The organism is Paenibacillus rhizoplanae (assembly GCF_042684125.1).
GTDB lineage: Bacteria > Bacillota > Bacilli > Paenibacillales > Paenibacillaceae > Paenibacillus_AQ > Paenibacillus_AQ rhizoplanae.
The window spans coordinates 139,210-160,035 of the sequence record NZ_JBHUKY010000110.1; the positions used below are offsets into that span (position 1 = coordinate 139,210).

The 20,826-nt window shown below is 55.5% G+C and carries 14 protein-coding genes; 2 read left to right on the forward strand and 12 right to left on the reverse strand.

The genetic code is table 11. The features are described from left to right. Nucleotides 1-2: 2 nt before the first annotated feature. The 4 genes from ACFSX3_RS32790 to ACFSX3_RS32805 form a co-directional block, all read right to left on the reverse strand. Complete coding sequence (locus tag ACFSX3_RS32790; RefSeq protein WP_209991805.1) at nt 3-2,306, reverse strand: glycoside hydrolase family 3 N-terminal domain-containing protein; 2,304 nt, start codon at nt 2,304-2,306, stop codon at nt 3-5. A 95-nt stretch (nt 2,307-2,401) separates the two neighbouring features. Further along, nucleotides 2,402-4,012, reverse strand: coding sequence for an extracellular solute-binding protein (locus tag ACFSX3_RS32795; protein WP_209991804.1), 1,611 nt, complete (start codon nt 4,010-4,012; stop codon nt 2,402-2,404). A gap of 38 nt (nt 4,013-4,050) precedes the next feature. Continuing rightward, nucleotides 4,051-4,962: a carbohydrate ABC transporter permease gene (locus ACFSX3_RS32800; RefSeq protein ID WP_209991803.1), complete on the reverse strand. Its 912-nt coding sequence runs from the start codon at nt 4,960-4,962 to the stop codon at nt 4,051-4,053. A gap of 16 nt (nt 4,963-4,978) precedes the next feature. Continuing rightward, on the reverse strand, nt 4,979-5,893 hold the full coding sequence (locus tag ACFSX3_RS32805) for an ABC transporter permease (protein ID WP_256707168.1): 915 nt from the start codon (nt 5,891-5,893) through the stop codon (nt 4,979-4,981). 358 nt (nt 5,894-6,251) lie between these two features. On the opposite strand from ACFSX3_RS32805, the gene ACFSX3_RS32810 reads away from it, so the two are divergent. Both ACFSX3_RS32810 and ACFSX3_RS32815 read left to right on the forward strand, forming a co-directional pair. After that, nucleotides 6,252-9,008 carry an alpha-mannosidase gene (locus tag ACFSX3_RS32810; RefSeq protein WP_209991802.1) on the forward strand — a complete coding sequence of 919 codons (2,757 nt, stop codon included), beginning with the start codon at nt 6,252-6,254 and terminating at the stop codon, nt 9,006-9,008. 29 nt (nt 9,009-9,037) lie between these two features. Beyond that, on the forward strand, nt 9,038-10,318 hold the full coding sequence (locus tag ACFSX3_RS32815) for a glycoside hydrolase family 125 protein (protein WP_209991801.1): 1,281 nt from the start codon (nt 9,038-9,040) through the stop codon (nt 10,316-10,318). Nucleotides 10,319-10,381: 63 nt separating this feature from the next. Here ACFSX3_RS32815 and ACFSX3_RS32820 read toward each other — a convergent pair whose 3' ends face one another. From ACFSX3_RS32820 to ACFSX3_RS32855, 8 genes are all read right to left on the reverse strand, one after another. Further along, nucleotides 10,382-10,867 (reverse strand): hypothetical protein, encoded by a 486-nt coding sequence (locus ACFSX3_RS32820; RefSeq protein ID WP_379313794.1) that lies wholly within the window; start codon nt 10,865-10,867, stop codon nt 10,382-10,384. 120 nt (nt 10,868-10,987) lie between these two features. Then, on the reverse strand, nt 10,988-11,665 hold the full coding sequence (deoC, locus tag ACFSX3_RS32825) for a deoxyribose-phosphate aldolase (RefSeq protein ID WP_209991799.1): 678 nt from the start codon (nt 11,663-11,665) through the stop codon (nt 10,988-10,990). Nucleotides 11,666-11,814: 149 nt separating this feature from the next. Further along, a complete protein-coding gene (locus ACFSX3_RS32830; RefSeq protein WP_209991798.1) occupies nt 11,815-13,572 on the reverse strand; it encodes a methyl-accepting chemotaxis protein in 1,758 nt (585 codons plus the stop codon). A 234-nt stretch (nt 13,573-13,806) separates the two neighbouring features. Then, nucleotides 13,807-15,261, reverse strand: a complete 1,455-nt coding sequence (locus ACFSX3_RS32835; RefSeq protein ID WP_379254925.1) for a SulP family inorganic anion transporter — start codon at nt 15,259-15,261, stop codon at nt 13,807-13,809. Between the two features lie 41 nt (nt 15,262-15,302). Further along, on the reverse strand, nt 15,303-16,379 hold the full coding sequence (locus ACFSX3_RS32840) for a bifunctional 3-deoxy-7-phosphoheptulonate synthase/chorismate mutase (protein WP_209991797.1): 1,077 nt from the start codon (nt 16,377-16,379) through the stop codon (nt 15,303-15,305). Between the two features lie 487 nt (nt 16,380-16,866). After that, the gene (locus ACFSX3_RS32845; protein ID WP_209991796.1) at nt 16,867-19,143 is read right to left on the reverse strand and encodes a PAS domain-containing sensor histidine kinase; all 2,277 of its coding nucleotides are present in this window, start codon (nt 19,141-19,143) and stop codon (nt 16,867-16,869) included. Nucleotides 19,144-19,351: 208 nt separating this feature from the next. Then, nucleotides 19,352-19,753: a response regulator gene (locus tag ACFSX3_RS32850; RefSeq protein WP_209991795.1), complete on the reverse strand. Its 402-nt coding sequence runs from the start codon at nt 19,751-19,753 to the stop codon at nt 19,352-19,354. A gap of 153 nt (nt 19,754-19,906) precedes the next feature. After that, complete coding sequence (locus tag ACFSX3_RS32855; protein ID WP_209991794.1) at nt 19,907-20,581, reverse strand: Na-translocating system protein MpsC family protein; 675 nt, start codon at nt 20,579-20,581, stop codon at nt 19,907-19,909. Nucleotides 20,582-20,826: the final 245 nt, after the last annotated feature.

Here is a 20,826-nt window from a genome sequence, read left to right on the forward strand (position 1 = left end):
GCTTAGCCCTCCTCTCTGACCTGGAGCGGCGCGCTCAGATACTCTGCGGAGTGAGGGCCTGCCATCACCGCGAATTCTCCCGGCTCGACGATCCGCGTCAGATCCGCTGATACATATTCCAGCTCCTCCCGGCCTACACGGAACGTTACCGTCTGCGTGTCTCCCGGCTGAAGGCTGATTTTGCGGAAGCCCTTCAGCTGCTTCTCGGGCCGGGTAATGGAGGAGACCAAGTCGGAAATATACAACTGGACCACCTCGCTGCCCGCCCGGTCACCCCTATTAGTCACATCCACGGAGACAAGCGCTTCTTCATCCGCAGAGATTACAGGAGGTTCCACCTTCAGGTTGCTGTACCCAAATTCAGTGAAGCTAAGACCATAGCCGAAGGGGTATTCGGCGTGGAAATCCGTCTCCAGATACCGTTTGCCTCTTGTCCGGCGCTTGTAGTAATACACGGGAAGCTGGCCTACATGCTTCGGAATGCTGATCGTCAGCCGCCCCGAAGGATTCACCTCGCCGAACAGGATATCGGCAATCGCATGTCCGCCCTCCTGCCCCGGGTACCACGCTTCCAGAATGGCGTCAGCATGTTCTACAATCCAAGGCTCTGCAATTGGACGGCCATTGATATAGACCACAATCAGCGGCTTGCCCAGCTTATGAATCTCTTGCGCCAGCTCCAGTTGCACGCCCATCAGATTCAGCGTAGCCCGGTCGATACCTTCGCCGCATTCCATGTCACTCCAGGAATGCTCGGTCACAACAGAAGCACCGGTGAGCAGATCAATCGTTCCCTCACCGAAGTCTCTGGCGCTGGAGCCGCCGATCGCCAGCACCACCGCATCGGCTTCGGCCGCACAGGCGAGTGCATGGTCGAAGCCTTCCCGCGAATCGCCCTTGATCCGGCAGCCGGGTGCATACAGGACCTTATCCGCTTCGCCGCCCAGCGCCTGCCGGATGCCGTCCAGCACGGTGACAATCGCGCCTGCGGGCTGCGGCGAGGTGTAGTCGCCAAGCTGGTTGTACGGCGCATCCGCATTGGGACCGATCACGGCAAGCTTACGGATCTCCTTGCTTAGCGGCAGCGCTGCATTCTCATTCTTCAGCATAATGATGCTCTCACGGGCGATCCGCCGCGCCAGCTCCCGGTGCTCCGGCTTGCCGATGATGCTCTCCGCCTGCTCAGGATCAGCATAGGGACGGTCGAACAGCCCAAGCTTGAACTTCAGCTCCAGAATCCGCGCTGCCGCGCGGTCCAGATCGGATTCCTGCAGCCGCCCATGCGTGATAGCAACCGCGATATGCTGCTCGAACATCTCGCCCGACATCTCCATATCGATGCCGGCCAGCAGTGCCTGGGCTACAGCCGTTTCTCCGCTATCTGCGGTGTTATGACCATTCGTCAGCATGCCCAGCGCTCCGCAGTCCGTGATCACGAACCCTTCGAAGCCCCACTGCTCCCGCAATACATCCTGCAAAAGATAACGGTTCGTCGTACAAGGTACGCCGTCAATCTCGTTATAAGCTGTCATAATGGACAGCGCTCCGGCCTCCACCGCCTTACGGAACGGCAGCAGATCGACCTCATGCAGCTCGCGCAGTCCCATATGCACGGGTGCGGAGTTGCGCCCGCCCTCCGAGCTGCCATAGGCGGCGAAGTGCTTCAAGGTGGCCAGCACGGAATCCTCCGCGTCCAGCCGTTCTCCCTGCAAGCCCTTCACTGCTTCTACGCCCATCGCCGCAATCAGGAACGGATCTTCGCCGAAGGTCTCCTCCGTCCGGCCCCAACGCGGATCACGCACCACATCAAGCACCGGCGAGTAGGTCGCTGCTCCGCCCTGGCTGCGGGTCTCAAGCGCCACCACCCGGCACATCTCCCGGTACAGCTCCGGGTTCCACATGCTGCCCAGCGCAAGCGGAACCGGAAATACAGTGGCGCCTATCGCCATGTGTCCGTGGGAGCATTCTTCCCCGAACAGAATAGGAATACCAAGCCGGCTCTCCTTCATCGCATAAGCCTGAATGGCATTAACGGCCTCCGCCCCCTCCTTCGGGGACAGGCCGGTCTTCAGCGTGACCCCGGTCCACGGGTCGGCACGCAGCGTCCCATACAGGGAGCCGACGCCTCCGGCAGCAACCTGGCGCTTGAAGGCCTCGGTCATGCCTGTGGTTCCGTCCGCTTGCTTCTCATAGCACTGCCAGCCGAAAGGCTGGACTAATTGTCCAGCCTTCTCTCCAAGTGTCATGCGCTGCAGCAGGTCCTGCACCCGATCTTCCACAGGCCGTGCTTTATCCTTATAGATCATTTTTACAGCACCTTTCTGCATTAGTCATTCGTGCCGCTCACTCTCGGCACTTCAGAGGATGATATTTCAAAGAAGATGGATAGCGCCTGCAGGAATTAGTTGCTTTTCCAGCGGTCATACGCAGCCTGGTTAATCTCGGCCACACGCTCTCCGCCCATCTTCTTGACAGTTGCCACATAGTTATCCCAGCCGGTCAGCGGTTCGGCTCCGGTAATGAACTTCGCTTCCATCTGCTTGACATAAGTGCTCAGGTCCGAATTCAGACTGCTGATTTCCGTCTGCTCTTCCACCGTTAGGAACAGGGCCGGGAACGGAATCCGTGCGCCCCGATCCAGCAACTTCTGCTTGGTCTCCTGCTCGACCCAGAGGTCAAAGTCCGTCTTCAGCCCCTTATTGATGTCATCCATGGACAGGGTTGGTGCAGGAATGCCATAGTTCGGCGTCAAGGTAGCCCGGAAATCTTCCATTTCCTTACCGTCCGGTACAGGCAGGTATTGCTTCACACGGTTGTCTTTGTCGGTGTACTCCCAGAGCGTTCCCTCCGGTCCTTTATTGAAGAACAGAGCGCCTTCATAGGAATAGAGGTAATCTACCCAGCGGAGCGAGGCTTCCGGTGCAGGATTGCTGTTCGTGATGGCAAAAGCGCCTGTCGTAATCCCTCTGTTCTTGGCAATCGCCGGAGCGGCCACCGATTCACTGCGTACAGGAGCGAACATCGGATCTGCCGTGGACGGCTCTCCGCCCTTAGTCATATAGGCATGCCAGTCGGAAAAGAGCGCCACGCGGTTATTCTGCGCCTTGGCCTTCTTCTGCTCCGCCGTCTGCGAGAAGCTCTCATGATCCAGCAGCTCCTCAGACCACAGGCGGTTCATATACGTCAGGTACTCCTTATAGCCCTCTTCAAGCGGGGTATAGTGTACCTTGTCTGCATCGTCTACATAGATCTCTTCTTCATAGACGCCGAAGGCGCCCAGCAGCCAGGTGCGGATATCACGCAGGTTCGCGGCCGTTGTCGTCACCGAAGAGATCGGAATTTCATCGGCGGTTCCGTTGCCGTTCGGATCTTCCTCCTTCACCCGCTTCAGGTAGGTGTACAGCTCCTCTGTCGTTTCAGGCAGTTTATCGATGTTCAGGGCCTTCAGGAAGTCCCCGTTATACCACATGGGGTTGCGGTACCAGTGCTGGCTCATTTCCACCACTGGCAGGGAGTAGATATGACCGTCCGGGGCGGTGATCGACTTGCGGACATCCGGGTTCTCCGCAAGCAAAGCCTTGAAGTTCGGGGCATACTCTTCGATCAGGTCTTCAAGGGGGATCAGAATCCCCTGTTCTCCGTAATTCATCTGCTCGGCCGTCGTCAGACCGGCAGCATAGAAGATATCCGGGTAATCGCCGCTGGCGAACACCAGATTCTTTTTGGTCTCGAAGCTGTCCTTCGGCGCATTTTTATATTCCATCGTAATACCGGTCTTCTCCTTCATCTGCTGGAGCACCGGCATGTTCTCCCAGTTCTGAATGCCCACATCCGGCGCCATCAGCGTCAGGGTTACGGGTTCGCTGACAATCGGGAAGCCCTCCTTGTTCACCGTGGCCTCCCCGGTACTCTTATTCGCAGTGCCTTCATTAGAGCTCCCGCAGCCTGCCAGCAGTCCAAGAATTACAGCCGAAGACAGCAGAATCTTCCATGGTTTACGTGTGATCTGCATTAATAATTCCTCCCTTAGGTTCATTACATTTTAACCTTTTAACCTTTAACAGAGCCAATCATGACCCCTTGGACAAAATAACGCTGCAGGAACGGGTAGACCGCCACAATCGGCAGTGTCGAGACGACGATGACGCCATATTTGACCAGCGATGCTGTTTCTGCCTTATTATTCATGGCCATAGCTACCTCGCCGTTGATCGCAGCGCCTGTGGTCTCAGCCGACATTTCCTGCAGGACCAGGATCTGGCGCAGCACCATCTGCAGCGGATACTTGGCTTCATCGTTCAAGTAGATCAAGGACGGGAAATAGCTGTTCCAGTGTCCAACCCCGTAGAACAGGGCCATCACGGCGATAATCGGCGCGGACAGCGGCAGGATAATGCGGATAAACAGCTTCAGATTCGTACAGCCGTCGATGTGGGCCGCTTCTTGTAATTCTTTTGGAATCGTGGACTGGAAAAAGGTGCGGGCGACCACGATGTTCCACACCGATGCAGCCACCGGCAGAATCAACGCTCCCATGCTGTTAATGAGGCCCAGGTTCTTAACCATCAGATACGTCGGCACCAGCCCGCCGCTGAAGAACATTGTGAATAGAATGAGGCCCATGAACAGCTGGCGTCCGACAAAATCAGACCGGCTCAGCGCATATGCAGCAGGCAGCGTAACCGCCAGATTAAGCAGAGTGCCCACCGCTGTGTAGATGATGGTATTGAGATATCCGTTCCAGATCTTCGGGTTCTCGAACACCAGCTTGTAGCCGTCCAGCGTCACATTCTTCGGGAACAGCCACATGGCGCCCGAATTGACATCCTGCGGCGAGCTGATGGACGCGCTGAGGATGTAGATCAGCGGATAGAGGACCACTACCAGCGCAAGGCACAGATAGATGTAGGTGCTGATCAGAAACAGCTTATCTCCCCTGGATTCTTTCATGGCAGTAATCAAAGACTTCAACTCCTTTCTACCAGAGGCTGTTCTCACTGGTGCGTTTGGCAATCCGGTTCACGGTAACGAGCAGTATTACATTGACCACCGAGTTGAACAATCCGACAGCCGTCGAGAAGCTGTATTGGGCGTTCACCAGACCGGCCCGGTAGACATAGGTGGATATGACATCGGAGGCTTCCATGTTGAGCGAATTCTGCAGCAGCAGGATTTTCTCGAAGCCCAGGCCCAAAATGTTACCCATGTTCAGAATCAGCATGATCGTAATCGTGGGTATAATGGTCGGCAGGTTGATATGCAGCACCCGCTTGATCCGGCTGGCTCCATCCACAATGGCCGCTTCATGCAGCTGGGGATCTACGCCGGACAGGGCCGCGAGATAGATGATCGTCCCCCACCCGGTGCTCTGCCAGACGCCCGAGAAGACGTACACCGTCTTGAACCAGGCAGGATCGGTCAGAAATTGCGCCGGCTGGAAGCCCAGGAATTCAATGAACCGGATAATCACTCCGCTGGAGGGCGACAGGAAGGTAATAATCATCCCCGCCATGACGACCACTGAAATGAAATGCGGCGCATAGGTAACCGTCTGGACCGACTTCTTGAACGGGCCGTTGCGGACCTCATTGAAGGCCAGGGCCAGAATGATCGGCAGCGGAAACCCGATGGCAAGCTCATAGAAGCTGATGCTGAACGTGTTCCACAGCAGATCCCAGAAGAAATAAGAATTGAAGAACCGTTCGAAATGGTCGAAGCCTACCCAGTCGCTGCCCGTAATGCCTTTGGAGGGTACGAAGTTCTTGAAGGCAATTTGAATGCCGTACATCGGACCATAATGAAAGATGAAGAAATACAGTAACGCGGGAAGCATGAACAGATAGAGCTCCCAATTCTGCCAGATTCTTTTGCCAAGGGACTTGTTCCCCTTCATTCTCCCACTCCTCTCTATGTTAGTTTTCATTACACATGAATCTGTATCCGCTTCGCATTCTTGCTATGGCCTTTCCTGCTAACGCTTACATCCCAAATTGTAGAGAAACTAAGCTGACACCGTAAATATGTAGGTTGTGCATTGTCATGTTAAAAGAGTGTAAAACCGCGCTGTTACGGGGCTTATGGGCTGAATAACTTCGATAGGCCGCCGCTGGCTGACTGCCGTAAATGTGTGAATTATGAACCCTCCTCCCCCCTGCAAAAGTTACATATTGTGATCCCCCGGCAGGTATGCAAACATTTGCTACGAATGCCGACACTACAACACCCGACTGAAGATATAGGAGGTTTCTGTCATGACCCGTACAACTGCCCACCTGATTTCACACACCCATTGGGACCGGGAATGGTATATGCCTTACGAGCGTCACCATGTGCTGCTGGCGAAGCTGATGAACGAACTGCTGGAGACGCTGGAGCAGGACACGCGCTACCGGTACTTCCACCTGGACGGACAGACCATTATTATTGAAGATTATCTGCAGGTTCATCCTGAGCGGAGAGAGCAGCTGGAGCGCTTCATCCGCGAAGGCCGGATTGTCATCGGCCCCTGGTATGTGCTACAGGATGAATTCCTGACCAGCTCCGAGGCCAATGTGCGCAATCTGCTGATCGGCCACCAGGACGCAGCGAAATATGGCGTCATCTCGAAGCTCGGCTACTTCCCCGATTCCTTCGGCAATATGGGCCAAGCCCCCCAGCTACTCAAGCAAGCTGACATTGAGACTGCGGTGTTCGGCCGCGGCGTGAAGCCGACGGGCTTCGATAATATGGTCGGTGAGCTGAACAGCACCAGCTATGAGTCGCCCTACTCCGAGATGTACTGGGAATCCCCCGACGGCTCGTCCGTGCTTGGACTGCTGTTTGCGAACTGGTACAGCAACGGCAAAGAGGTGCCCGTAGATGCAGGGGAAGCCAAGGTTTTCTGGGACAAAAAGCTCGCGGATGCCGGCAAATACGCTTCTACCCCGGAGCTGCTGTTCATGAACGGCTGTGATCATCAGCCGGTGCAGCGTGATCTCGCAGATGCGCTGGAGACGGCCCGGAAGCTGTACCCGGACACGGACTTCGTCCACTCCAGCTTCGAGGAATACCTGAAGGCGCTGGCGCCTTCGCTGCCCGAGGATCTGGTCACCGTGCATGGCGAGCTGCGCAGCCAGCATACGGACGGCTGGGGGACGCTGGTGAATACCGCTTCCGCCCGCGTCTACCTGAAGCAGCTGAACCAGCAGGGTCAGACGCTGCTGGAGAAGGGCGCTGAGCCGCTGGCGGCACTCGCTTATCTGGTGAGCGGGCAGGCTTATCCTCATGCCCTGCTGACTTACGCCTGGAAGACGCTGATGCAGAACCACCCGCATGATAGCATCTGCGGCTGCAGTGTGGATGAGGTCCACCGCGAGATGATCAGCCGCTTCGAGAAAAGCCGCCATGTAGGCGAAGCTATTATTGAAGAGAGTCTGAGAGCGGTATCCGCACAGATCGGAACCCGGAATGTAGCCGCCTGGGGCGAATCTGCGCTGCCGGTGACGGTCTTCAATACAACCGGCTGGGAACGCAGCGGAACAGTAAGCGTGGAGGTAATCTTCGCCAAGCGTTATTTCAAGGAAGGGCCGAACCCTGCGGCGATTGCCGAAGCGCTGGATCAGCTTCCGCTTGATCTGGAGGGCGGTCGGCTAGTGGACTCCGAAGGGCAGATCGTGGCTTGCCGGGCGGAGGATCTGGGCACCCGGTTCGGCTATGAGCTGCCGGACGACCAGTTCCGCAAGCCTTATATGGCCCGGATGGTCCGGCTGACCTTCGAGGCTGCGCAGGTGCCGCCGTTAGGCTACAGCACCTACGCCTGGGTGAAGCCAGCGGGTGGGTCCGCCGGGGCTCCTGCTGAGGGTCCGCTTAAGCTGCTGGAACGTGGGATGGAGAATGAATTCCTGGCTGTCCACATCCGGGAGGATGGGTCTTACGATGTGACGGACAAGCGCACCGGCAAGGTCTTCGCTGCGCTGGGTGTCTATGAGAACTGCGGCGATATCGGCAATGAATATGTGTTCCGCCAGCCCGAGGGCGATGCTGCACTGACGACCAAGGGCCTCGCCGCCCGGATCTCGCTGGCCGAGCACGAGCCTTACCGCATCACGTATGAAATCGTGCACGAATGGGCTATTCCTGCCTCCGCAGATGCTTCGTTCGAGGACGAGAAGCGCAGAATGGTGCCGTTCCGGCAGCGCAAGGCCGGGCGCTCCGCTGAGCAGGTACCGCTGCGGATTGTGACCCGGATTAGCCTGGAGGCTAACGGGACCGGCATTCAGGTCTCTGCCTCGTTCAATAATCAGGCCAAGGATCACCGGCTGCGCGTGCTTGTCCCTACCGGGCTGGCGGCGTCCACCCTTCTGGCTGATTCCATCTTCGAAGCCGCTGAGCGCGGGATTGAGCCAGCAGCGGACTGGATCAATCCAAGCAATGCCCAGCACCAGCAGGCTTACGTCAGCGTGTCGGACGGCAGCGCCGGCCTGCTGGTAGCCAACCAAGGGCTGAATGAATATGAGGTGCTGCGGGACGGCAGCAATACCATTGCTGTCACCCTGCTGCGCAGCGTATCAGAGCTGGGTGACTGGGGCGTGTTCCCTACACCAGAAGCCCAGTGCCTCGGTGAGCAGACTGTGGAATTCGCGGTCCGTCCCTTCGCCGGGGACGCGGATTGGACGGAGGCCTGCGCGTGGGCCTACCAGTACCAGGTGCCTTGGTTCACCGTTCAGACCGGCTGGCAGGAGGGTTCCCTCCCTGCGGTCTATCAGCCGCTGGAATGGCAGGGCCGCACCCTGGCGCTGTCCGCCTTCAAAATGTCCGCAGACCATGAGGACATCATTCTGCGCTGGTACAATCTGGCGGGAGCAGAGCAGGAGCTCGCGCTTACGCCGCATTTTCCCGTGGAGGCTGTCCATGCCAGTGATATTCTGGAACGGCGGAAGCACCAGGAAGTCTTAGATGAAGGAATACTCCGCAGCTCCATCGGCAAAGCCCAAATTGTCACCTATGCTCTGCAAATAGCACAACCCTAAATCCACTATGCCTGAGGAGGAATTATACTATGAACCTGCCAGCTTCCATTACCACCTATCTGAATGAGGCCGATGAACGGCTTGCCCACCACCCGAAACTGCAGCAGTTGTTCCGCAACTGCTTCCCGAACACGCTGGAGACCACGACCAAGCTGCTGGAAGACGGCACGACCTTCGTGTTCACCGGCGATATCCCGGCCATGTGGCTGCGCGATTCGACGGAGCAGGTGCGGCACTATATTCCTTTTGCCAAAAACGACCCTGAATTGCAGCGGATTCTCCGCGGCCTGATTGCCCGCCAGATGTTCTATGTGAATATTGATCCGTACACCAATGCCTTCAACGAGACGGCAAGCGACAAGCATTACCGCGATACGGACGACTGTAACTTGAACCCGTGGATGTGGGAGCGCAAATATGAGCTGGACTCCCTCTGCTTCGTCGTTCAACTGGCTTATATGTACTGGAAGGAAGCGGAGCAGACCGATATCTTCGATGCCGCCTGCTACCAGGCGCTGACCTCCATCGTGAACACGATCGAGACCGAGCAGCATCACGGGGAGAAGTCCCCTTACCATTTCATCCGCCAGACGCTTCAGGATACGGAGACACTGCATAATAACGGACGCGGAATGCCGGTCAACTACACCGGGATGAGCTGGTCGGGCTTCCGCCCGAGCGATGACAGCTGCGAATTCGGCTACAATATTCCCTCGAATATGTTCGCTGTGGTCATTCTGGGGTATATCGGCGAGATGGCAAGCAAGGTCTACCAGGATGAGCGGCTGGCGGCGAGAGCGGCGAAGCTGCGCAAGGAGATCGACTTCGGTATCCGCACCTACGGCATCGTGACTCATCCGAAATACGGCAGAATCTATGCCTATGAGACGGACGGCTACGGCAATTACTCGCTGATGGATGATGCCGGTACGCCGGGGCTGATCTCCATTCCTTATATTGGTTATGTGGGCGTGGAGGATGAGATTTATCAGAACACCCGCCGGTTCGCGCTAAGCTTCGATAACCCCTTCTATTTCGAGGGCAGGCACGCCAAGGGCATCGGCAGTCCGCATACCCCGGGCGGTTACGTCTGGCATATGGCGCTGTCCATGCAGGCGCTGACGGCGGATAACGATGAGGAGGTCAAGGAGCTGATCGATATGCTGATCCGCACCGATGCCGATACCGGCTACATGCACGAAGGCTTCCACCCGGATAACCCGGCCGACTTCTCGCGCGAGTGGTTCGCCTGGTCCAACAGCCTGTTCGCTACGCTGATCGGCAAGGCGATGGATAAGGGGCTCGTCTAGTCCAGGGAAGCCTATTCAGCTCATTTTTCAGATATCCAGACAACTATTCCTATACAAAAACGGCTACGGCCTCCTTGATTTCAAGGGGCCGTAGCCGTTTTTGTGATAAAGCTGGCAATTTAGCCCGCGTCCAGCGGATTGAGGTGCACTAATACCCTTCATTTTCAATTTTGGCTCACGTCTGGCGATATCAGGTGCACTAATACCCTTCATTTCCACTTTTGGCTCACGTCCAGCGATATCAGGTGCATTAATACCCTTCATTTTCAATTTTGGCTCGCGAGCGCGGAATTCAGGTGCATTAATACCCTTCATTTCCACTTTTGGCCCGCGTGCGCGGAATTCAGGTGCACTAATACCCTTCATTTCCACTTTTGGCCCGCATCCGCGGAATTCAGGTGCATTAATACCCTTCATTTTCACTTTTGGCTCACGTCCGGCGAATTCAAAGGGATTTATCCCTCTCCTCCCACCATTTAGCCCACTTCCGGCGAATTCAGAGGGATTTATCCCCCTGAATCTCCACTCAGCCCGCGTCCGGTAGCCCATCCTCATACTCATCTTATCTACGCCAGACAGTTCTCCTTACTCCTTTACACATAACAAACGGCTGCGTCCTCCTTGAACTCAAGGAGGACGCAGCCGTCTACAGGTTAACCAATCTTCTATTTAGTAGCCGCTCTGGCTCTGTTCGCCTTTGGCAATCGCCACACCGCCGCTTGTCCCGATCCGGCTGGCGCCTGCGCCGATCATTACGAGCGCGTCTTCCGCGCTGCGTACACCGCCGGAGGCCTTCACGCCGATCTCAGAGCCGACCGTTGCCCGCATCAGGGCGATATCTTCCTTCGTTGCCCCACCGGTAGAGAAGCCGGTCGAGGTCTTCACGTAGTCTGCGCCAGCTTCTACAGCAAGCTTGCAGGCACGGACCTTCTCCTCTTCCGTAAGCAGGCAGGCCTCAATAATGACCTTGGTCAGCGCTTTGCCGCGCGCGGCTTCGACCACTGCGACCATATCGCGCTTCACCAGCTCGTCATTGCCGTCCTTCAGTGCGCCGATATTAATGACCATATCCACCTCACCGGCACCGTTCGCAATGGCATCCTTCGTCTCAAAAGCCTTAGCCTCAGGAGTCGATGCCCCCAGCGGGAAGCCGATTACTGTACATACCTTCACTTCCGGTGTATCCTTCAGTACGGCATGCGCCGTGGCCACCCAGGCCGGATTCACGCACACAGAGGCGAATTTATAGGCTTTGGCCTCTTCGGCAAGCTTGATAATATCGTCTTTCCGGGCATCCGCCTTCAGCAGCGTATGATCAATAATCCCGGATATTGTAGTTTCACTCATGTTCAATTCCTCCATATAATCGGTAATAGATGTTCACATCCCTTGTAATCATACCAATAGTTGGACGCTTTTGAAAGCTGGAGGGCATAACATCTGCTAAACCTGTATCCACTCCGGGCAGTATAGATCACACCCACCGACCCCTAGCCCTATACATTCACCTGCCGGATGGCCTCCCGCAGATCGCCCGTACTCGCGCTGACGCTCAGCGAAGCCTCGTAGACTTCTTTGATTCGCGCCAATTGCAGATCGGTCAGCTCACGGATCTCCCGGGTCTGCTCTGAGACCTCTCCGGCAATATCGGCCATGCTGCCCACCACTGCCGCAACCTCTTCCGAGCCGGCGGAGAGCTGCTCCGCTGTCGCCGACACATCAATGATCTGTCCGGCCACCTCACGGAAGGCGCTGGAGGCCTCCAGCAGAGCAGCCTCCGCTTCGGCTGACATCCGCACCCCTTCCTTCACTTCAGCGGACGCTTCCGTCATCTGTACCTCGATGCTTGCCGAAGCCTGGCTGATATGCAGCAGCAGCTCGGCCACCCGCTCAGCCGAGGCTGCGGAGCCTTCCGCCAGCTTGCGTACTTCACCGGCTACGACCGTGAAGCCTCGGCCGTGCTCCCCCGCATGCGCCGCCTCAATCGAGGCATTCAGCGCCAGCAGCTTCGTCTGATCCGCAGACTGCCTGATCGCAGCCAGCGCGCCTTCAATCTCATCCGTGTACCCTTGCAGCCGCAGCACAATATCCAGGGTCTCCCCGGTGGATAAGGAGATCGACTTCATCTGCTGATTAGTATGGTTCATGGCCGTCTGGGACGCCTCTGCAATGTCCAGCGCCTTGACTGCGAATTCCGAGACCGCAGCCGAGGCCTCCGAGATGCGCGAGATGCCCAGCGCCATCTCATCCATAGCCACAGCGCTGCTCTGTGCGCCTTCCGTCTGCGAGTTAGCCCCGGCATGGATATCGCTGATTCTGCCGCTCACCGTCTCACTCATCTTCAGCACATCGTCGGCATTCCTGGCGAAGGTCTCGGAGGAGCCGTAGAGACTGTCGGATGCGTGAGACACTCCGGATACCATCCCTTTCACTCTGGCATTCAGGTCCCCTGACATCTGGAGCATCGCCTGATAAGCCCTGCCAATCTCATCCCGGGAGGTGACCGGACGGGCATGCAGGATACGGGCTGCCCCGGCGAGATCCCCTTCGGCCATCGTGCCCGCGCTCTCTGTAATCGTCACCAGCGGACGCAAGGACCGGGAGACGAACCAGGCCAGCACTGCGAGTGCGCCCAGAGACAGCGCTAGAATAATACTATAGAGCGGCAGGCTCTCAATCAGGACATCACGGGTCAGCGTACTCAGCACAGCAACATCCGTATCAATGCCCAGCGCCCCGACCAGCTTCCCAGCGGTGTCCTTCATAGGAACGAATGCCGAGATATAATCCCCGTATTCGGGATTGCTGATCAGCGGCGTGCTGGCATTCTCTCCGGCAAGCACAGCCGTAACTGCGGCCGCTGGCATATCGGTAGTCTCATTAATCCCCGAAGCCAGCGGGTCTCCCTCCGGCCTGCCGTCAATCATCAGCTGCGGCTGGCGGGCATCATCAATCCGCACAAAATATACATAACGGGCACCAATCGACTTCCGGAACAGATCCAGTTCATGGCGGAGCGACCAATACAGGTCCGACTCCTGCGGATCGGCCAGGAATTCGCTGTAGCGGCCGGCATCAATCTGCGTCACATAATGGCTGGCAATACTCATGTTGTAGCTGCTGATCGTCCCTTTGACCGCTGATCCGGTGTTCACCCACTGAATGGCGGCATTGCCTGCTGTAATGCAGAGAATCACTAAAGTCATAACACAGAGAATACGGGCAATCAGCCTGGTTCGGATAAAAGAAAACATGGAGGCCTTCCCTTTCGCGCATAACAATTGCGTAGTTATAGTAGGGCCATCCGAAGATGCAATGACAAATGTCCCTCTACCGGAAAATTTCGACAAACTTTTCAAAAACCCTTTTCCAAAGACGGCGTGGACTATTAAAATTTGTAGGATGAGTTCTTTACATTATTATATTGTCAAAAAAAGGCTGCTTCTGAAGCCCAATCGCTCCAAAAACAGCCTTCTGTCCTTGATCTCTCAATGGCCGCCCGAAGGCGACAATCCAACCCGCTGCACCAGCCGGGCACTTTCTTCATTTAGACCCGTGAGAGTGACCTTAGTACCCAGTGCCGCGTATTTATCCATCGTCTTGGCAATAGCCCCCACCGCCGACTGATCCCATACATGGGAACGGCTGAAGTCGATAATCACCTGTGCCGGATCACTGTCGTACATGAATTCATTCACGAAATGGCTTGTTGTTCCGAAGAACAGCTGGCCCGATACTCGATAAGTCGTTACAGATGCCGTAGTATGAACACTCAGCTGGATGGAAGCGATTTTCCAGGCAAAAGATAAGGCACTCAGCAGCACGCCGAACAGCACGCCGATCGACAGATTATCGGTAGCTACTACTGTAACCACAGTGACCACCATGACCAGGGCATCGCTTAGCGGAACTCTCCGCAAGGAGGTCAGGGACTTCCATTCAAAGGTGCTGACGCAGACCATAATCATTACACCGACCAGCGCACCCATAGGAATCTGCTTAACAACATCACCCAGCACAAGAATCAGGAACAGCAGGAATATCCCGGAGACAAAAGTGGATAAGCGTGTCCGTCCGCCCGATTTCATATTGACCATCGACTGGCCGATCATCGCGCAGCCTGCCATGCCTCCGAAGAAGCCGGTCACGATGTTGGCCAGCCCCTGCCCCTTCGCTTCCCGGTTCTTGTCGCTGCCGGTGCCCGTGATATCATCAATCAGCGTGGCTGTCATCAGCGATTCCAGTAATCCGACGACCGCGAGTGAGAGCGAATACGGCAGAATAATCAGCAGCGTATCCAGCGTCAAGGGAAGGCTTGGCAGATGAAATACCGGCAGCGCTGAGGTAATAGTCCCCATATCACCCACGGTTCTTACATCCAGATGCAGCACAATGCTCAGTACCGAGACTACGGCAATGGCGACCAGCGCCGACGGCACCGCCTTGGTGAGCCGGGGAACCGTATAGATGATGACCAGCGTAAGTGCCACTAGTGTGTACATGATCCAGCCCTGCCCTTCAAAATGCACCAGCTGAGCCATAAAGATCAGAATCGCCAGCGCATTGACAAAGCCGGTCATGACCGGCTGCGGCAGGAAGGTGATGAACCGGCCCAGCTTCAGCAGTCCCATCACAATCTGCAGGATGCCTGCCAGCACCGTAGCCGCGAACAGATACTCAATGCCGTGCGACAGCACCAGGCTGCCGACCAAGAGTGCCATCGCTCCTGTCGCCGCCGAAATCATACCCGGCCGCCCGCCGGCGAAGGCCGTTACAATAGCGATACAGAAAGATGCGTACAATCCAACCATAGGGCTCACACCAGCAAGGATGGAGAAAGCAATCGCTTCAGGAATTAAGGCAATAGCCACGGTCATGCCCGATAAAATATCACTCCGTGTGTTGGAGAACCAACCGTTGTTGTATGAGACGACTTGCTTCAAAATTTCAGTTCCTCCTAGTACGTGAATTCACCCTGTTCAATTTAACGGTATAATCCCGAAGCCTTCACTTCATTGAAGAAGGTGTTGAACTCCTCAATATTAAGCTGCTGCGCCGCATCGGACAAGGCTGTAGCCGGATCAGGATGCACCTCTACCATAATACCGTCAGCTCCGGCAGCAAGCGCGGCCTTGGCACATGGAATCAGGATATCCTTGCGTCCGGTGGAATGGGTGACATCGACCAGCACCGGCAGATGGCATTCCTGCTTGAGAATCGGCACCGCCGAGATATCCAGCGTATTGCGCGTCGACCGCTCATAGGTGCGGATACCGCGTTCAATCAGCATAATCTCCATATTGCCGCGGGACATAATATATTCTGCCGCATGAACGAATTCATCCAGCGTGGCGGATAGTCCGCGCTTCAGCAGCACCGGCTTATTCACTTCCCCTACCGCCTTGAGCAGCTCGAAGTTGTGCATGTTCCGCGCGCCGACCTGAATGACATCCACATAATCCAGCGCTTCTTCAATATGCCGGGGATCGACAATCTCACTGATCGTCAAAAGCCCGTATTCACTCGCCGCTTCACGCAGAATCCGCAGGCCATCCATGCCCAGCCCCTGGAAATCATAAGGTGAGGTCCGGGGCTTGAAGGCTCCGCCGCGCATAACCTTGACGCCTGCCTTCTGCAGGGCAGCAGCGACCGTACGGGTCTGCAGCTCGCTCTCCACCGAGCATGGACCAGCCACCATCAGCGAGGATAATCCGCCTACAGTAACGCCGCCCGGCAGCTGAATGACCGTATCTTCGGCATGGTCTTTACGCGCTACCAGCAGGGTCTTCTTATGCTCCGTACTTTGCAGATCAAGCGAAGCGGAGAAAATCTGCTTGAACAGCGTGCGGATGGTTCCGTTCGTGAACGGCCCCTTATTGCCTGCCACCATTTTCTCCAGCATCGCCTTCTCCCGTTCAGGATCGAACTTCGGCACGCCCTGCTTCTCCTTGAGCACTCCAATCTCCTGAACGATACCGGCACGCTCCGAGATCAGCTCCAGCAGCTGACCGTTAATCTCATCCAATCTTGCTCTCAGCTCATCCAATTCCACATTACTCATTCCCAGACACTCCTTTGTGATATTAATAATTAAGGCTATGAACGAACGCAAAAAGACCCCCCGCCGCAAGGGACGAGGAGCCGTGGTACCACCCTTATTTAGAGCTGAATCCTGCTGACGCATCAGCACATGACGGCATACCTGAAGGTGACCGGCCGTGGATTCATTCTGTCTTACATCCGTTAACGCAGGAAGCGGGCCACCCTACCCATACCTGCTGCAGCAGTGTACTTCAGGGACCGACTCGGAAGTGAACTTCGGCACTAAACGTCTCATGAGGGTGCTCTCAGTCTCCGGCACGCCTTCCCTGTTAAGATCCGCTATGAAGTGCTTACTCTCTTCGTCATTGTCATTACAAGGTATATCAGTGCTGCTTATGCACCAGTTTCTGCTATCTTAATCAAAAAGACTTCCATATGCAAGACATCACAGCACTGCATTGCAGCTTTAACTCAGTATTGTGATTATTTTGTGAAGAGAGGACTGCTTATTCCTGATCCGCAAAAAATTTCCCGATTACTTTGGTAATGCTGTCGCTTCTCAGCGGCTTGCTGATATACTCGTCCATCCCCGCTTCAAGACATAGCTCCCGGTCGCCCTTGAGCGCGTTGGCCGTCACTGCAACAATGACAGGCTGCTGGTCTGCCGGCTGCTCTGCCCTGATGGCAGCCGTGGCCTCCAGGCCGTTCATCCCGGGCATCTGCACATCCATGAAGATCAGATCATAGCCGTGCCGGGCGGTCATATCGACCGCCTGCCGCCCGTCCTCGGCCACATCGACGACGAAGCCGCGCTTCTCCAGGATTTTGCGCAGGACGATCTGATTGATCACATTGTCCTCGGCTACCAGAATATGCAGGGACCGGCCTTCTGATTGCGGCTCCGGCAGGTTCCCCTCCGGCCCTTCAGCCGGAAGCGCCTGTGCTTCTGTCCGGAGGACCACGGTGAACACAAAGGTCGCCCCTTGCCCGGCGGCTGTATCCAGATAGATCTCTCCGCCCATCCGCTCAACCAATTGCTTGCTGATCGCCAGCCCCAGACCGGTGCCTTCCCCATGGCGGCCCCTGAAATGCTCCAGCTGATAGAACGGCTCGAACAAGCGGCTGCGGGCATCTTCAGGAATCCCTTTCCCTGTATCCGCCACCGTGAACTCCAGCGTTACGCCTGGCGGGCTTGCGGCAATGCACTTCACGCCTACTTTTACCCCGCCGGTACAGGTGAATTTCACGGCATTGCCAGCCAGATTGAGCAGCACCTGCTTCAGCCGCTCCCCGTCCCCGATCAGCCGCTGCGGCACATCCGGCTCCGTCTCCACGCTGAGGATCAGGCCTTTGCGCTCCGCCTTGAGCTGAAGCAGCTCCAGCGCAGAATCCATGCAGTGCTGGAGGATGAACGGCTCGTCCTGGAGTGAAATTTTGCCTGCCTCAATCTTGGAGAGATCGAGAATGTCGTTGATGATATTCAGCAGGGATTCACCGCTCTGGCGGATAATCTCCAGGAACTCCCGCTGCTGCGACCCCGGCTCACTGCTCTCCAGCAGCAGGTCGGTCATCCCGATCACCCCGTTCATCGGCGTGCGGATTTCGTGGCTCATCATGGCCAGGAACTCACTTTTGGCGCGGTTCGTATTCTCTGCGGTCTCCTTGGCAATCAGCAGCTTCTTCTGCTCGGTAATATCCTTGACGATAATATAAAAGCCTACGGTAGACTGGTTGATAATAATCGGCGCAAGGGTGGTCAGAACCTCCACAGAATGCCCGTCCTTATGCCAGATCAGGTTGATATCCTGTCCCACGGAGCCGCTCTGCCGGCGGGGACCGAGTACGTTCTGCAGCTGCCGCTCGCCGATGATCCGGCTGACACTCATGCCTACCATCTCGGGGATCTTATACCCTGTCAGCCTTACCGCCTGTTCATTCCCGTTAATAATATGGCCTTCCAGGTCCAGCGATATGATCGCGTCATGATTATATTTCTTCAGCGATGTATAACGCTCGACCGATTCCTGAAGCTTCTGCTCCACAATCTTGCGCCGGGTCACATCGCGGCCGACAGCCAGCACCCCGCGCTCCCCGCCGTCTTCCACTGTTCTCAGGGAGAATTCAATCCAGATATATTGCCCGTTCGCATGTAATATCCGCAGCTGGATATCAGGCGAGTCAGCTATCTGCTGCGCACTGATTAAGGCCAGATCCTCAGAGTGAACCAGCCTGCTGTTGTCCCGGCCGATCAGCTCCTCCGGTCTGTACCCGAGCACCTCTTCCACTGAAGGGGAACAATAGCGGCAGACTGAACCCGGCGCAGCATAGTAGACAATGTCCCTGATGTTGCCGGCAATCAGCTGGTACAGCCGCTCAGGCGTCCCGGAGATTGCCTCCACCGGTGCCGCAGGCGGCCTTCCGGCCAGATGAACGATATAATACAGCCCCGCTCCCGTCGAAGGCTCACTCACCCGCACCGCATGTAGCAGCACCGGAAGCACTGAGCCGTCCGCATGGCGCAGCATGATTTCGGCTTCAAAAAAAGGGGCTGCTCCCGTCCTCAAGCTCCCCATCCTGTCCTTATGTATGTGCAGGCTATCTTCATCCCAGCATGCTGTGAAGCTGCGCCCCAGCAGCTGTTCTGCGGAATATCCGAGCAAGAGGGTTACCGCCGGATTCACATTCGTCCATTCTTCAGCCATGGAGAGAAATGCTACTCCGGCAGTTCCTGTCTTAAATGCCTGTTCAAATGAAGAAGACGTCTCCGTATGCCGCCTTAGCATAAGATCCACCACCCGTTTGGAAGTATTAAATGCAATATTTTATATTAAATCTTCAATATAAATATCTTGCATATCCGGGCGAAAGTCAACTCATGATGTCGAATATAGACGATTCTTATTCAGCGGATTACAGCAGCCCGTGAACCCGCCGCCAGACAGAGATCTCCCCAGTTCCCCACCTTAATGAATCCCCTGTTGCTATTTCGGGCTAAATCTTCTGCAGGTCTTCTCCGTAGAGCAGCCTTTTCACGGTTTCGGTGAACGCTTTAACCTGAAAGGGCTTGGTGATATATTCGGCAAAACCTTTCTTCCTGGCCTGCTCAATATCCGAGCTTTGCGCAAACGCGCTGGTCGCCAGCACCGGAATATGACAAGTCGCCTGATCCTGCTGCAATATTTCCAGAGCTTCATATCCGTTAAGTCCGGGAAGCCCGATGTCCAGAATGATCAGATTCGGCTGAGCGTCCCGCGCCATTTGTAGTCCAAGCTCTGCCGTCTCAGCCTTCAGCAGCAATACGGAGGGCAGGTTTCTTTTGAAGATATGGTGTACTAAGGCCATATTGAGCTGATTGTCTTCCACATATAGTACCGTCCACTTGCACTCCTCCATCTAGCGTATCCTCCTAAAAAATTTCAGCACCCTTAACTGCGGATGGGCACGCGAAAATAAAAAAACCGAAGAAAGGGACCATTCCCCCTTCTTCGGCTCATGTTCGGCTCATTTTCATGTCCGACTCATTTCCACCTATTATATGGTTAGACTTTAGTGAAAAGTATAGGCTATCACGCTGGTATCTTTGTCGAAATCCCAATCCACATAAATATCCGCCAGCTCTTTGCCGAGCATCTGGGCTATCGTGGTGGTATCATCCAAATACCGCTTCTCCATCTTGCGCTTGGTGGTCTTAAGCGTATTCTCATAGCCGAGGCCAATCAATTCCTTCTCCAAAGGAATCATGATACCCTCACGCTTAATAATTAGAATGCGGGGTCCCAGCCACCATGAGTCCGTATGGACCGGTTCCTTCTGGACCTTCTTAGTGACTTCGTTAATCTGGATATGGACTTCCTCGCGTCCGGCATAATCATCAATAGGTACGTCGTCATTCTTGATGAGTGCCACAATCATCCCCGAGGCGTTATGAATGCCCCAATCATAAAAAAGCTCGCCGACCTCAACAGCCATGCTCTCCTTCATGTACGCTGCAAGCTCGGGAAGCAGGGACTTCATCAGAAGCTCCCGTGTATAACGAAACGCCTGTTCTTCTTCCTTATTTAATAAAAACCTCTCCACAGGCCCGATAAAATTACGGATATGCAGGGCTATACATTGCTCCCCGATGGAGGCGTGTATCGATTCAGGACCTTTCCCGAAGCGTTCCCGCAATAGCCTTCCTGTGAAACTGGAAAGTTGGCTAGTAAGTTCTGTAATGCTCATTCAATTTCCTCCAGCATAATATTCTAGTGTCTGCGTGTGTACATCTGGGGAGACGTTCCGCCTGCTGAAGAAACGGTTCGTTCAACTTAGTATAATCGGTAGCCGCCCAGTTCGTATATATAAAACTTTATGGGATATTTCCCGGACACTCCGATTGCTGAGACAAAAGCTTCTATAAATAGAACGCCCAATATTACAAGTTACCGCAGGGCAAGCGTTACAAACTTCCACTCATATACTTACAA

Excerpts from the sequence above, each read along its gene's own strand:
- deoC (WP_209991799.1), bottom strand. The coding sequence starts at position 11,665 with ATGAGTGAAACTACAATATCCGGGATTATTGATCATACGCTGCTGAAG.
- ACFSX3_RS32855 (WP_209991794.1), bottom strand. The coding sequence starts at position 20,581 with ATGAGCATTACAGAACTTACTAGCCAACTTTCCAGTTTCACAGGAAGG.
- ACFSX3_RS32795 (WP_209991804.1), bottom strand. The coding sequence starts at position 4,012 with ATGCAGATCACACGTAAACCATGGAAGATTCTGCTGTCTTCGGCTGTA.
- ACFSX3_RS32815 (WP_209991801.1), top strand. The coding sequence starts at position 9,038 with ATGAACCTGCCAGCTTCCATTACCACCTATCTGAATGAGGCCGATGAA.
- ACFSX3_RS32830 (WP_209991798.1), bottom strand. The coding sequence starts at position 13,572 with ATGTTTTCTTTTATCCGAACCAGGCTGATTGCCCGTATTCTCTGTGTT.
- ACFSX3_RS32805 (WP_256707168.1), bottom strand. The coding sequence starts at position 5,893 with ATGAAGGGGAACAAGTCCCTTGGCAAAAGAATCTGGCAGAATTGGGAG.
- ACFSX3_RS32850 (WP_209991795.1), bottom strand. The coding sequence starts at position 19,753 with ATGGAGGAGTGCAAGTGGACGGTACTATATGTGGAAGACAATCAGCTC.
- ACFSX3_RS32820 (WP_379313794.1), bottom strand. The coding sequence starts at position 10,867 with ATGGGCTACCGGACGCGGGCTGAGTGGAGATTCAGGGGGATAAATCCC.
- ACFSX3_RS32810 (WP_209991802.1), top strand. The coding sequence starts at position 6,252 with ATGACCCGTACAACTGCCCACCTGATTTCACACACCCATTGGGACCGG.
- ACFSX3_RS32845 (WP_209991796.1), bottom strand. The coding sequence starts at position 19,143 with ATGCTAAGGCGGCATACGGAGACGTCTTCTTCATTTGAACAGGCATTT.
- ACFSX3_RS32790 (WP_209991805.1), bottom strand. The coding sequence starts at position 2,306 with ATGATCTATAAGGATAAAGCACGGCCTGTGGAAGATCGGGTGCAGGAC.
- ACFSX3_RS32840 (WP_209991797.1), bottom strand. The coding sequence starts at position 16,379 with ATGAGTAATGTGGAATTGGATGAGCTGAGAGCAAGATTGGATGAGATT.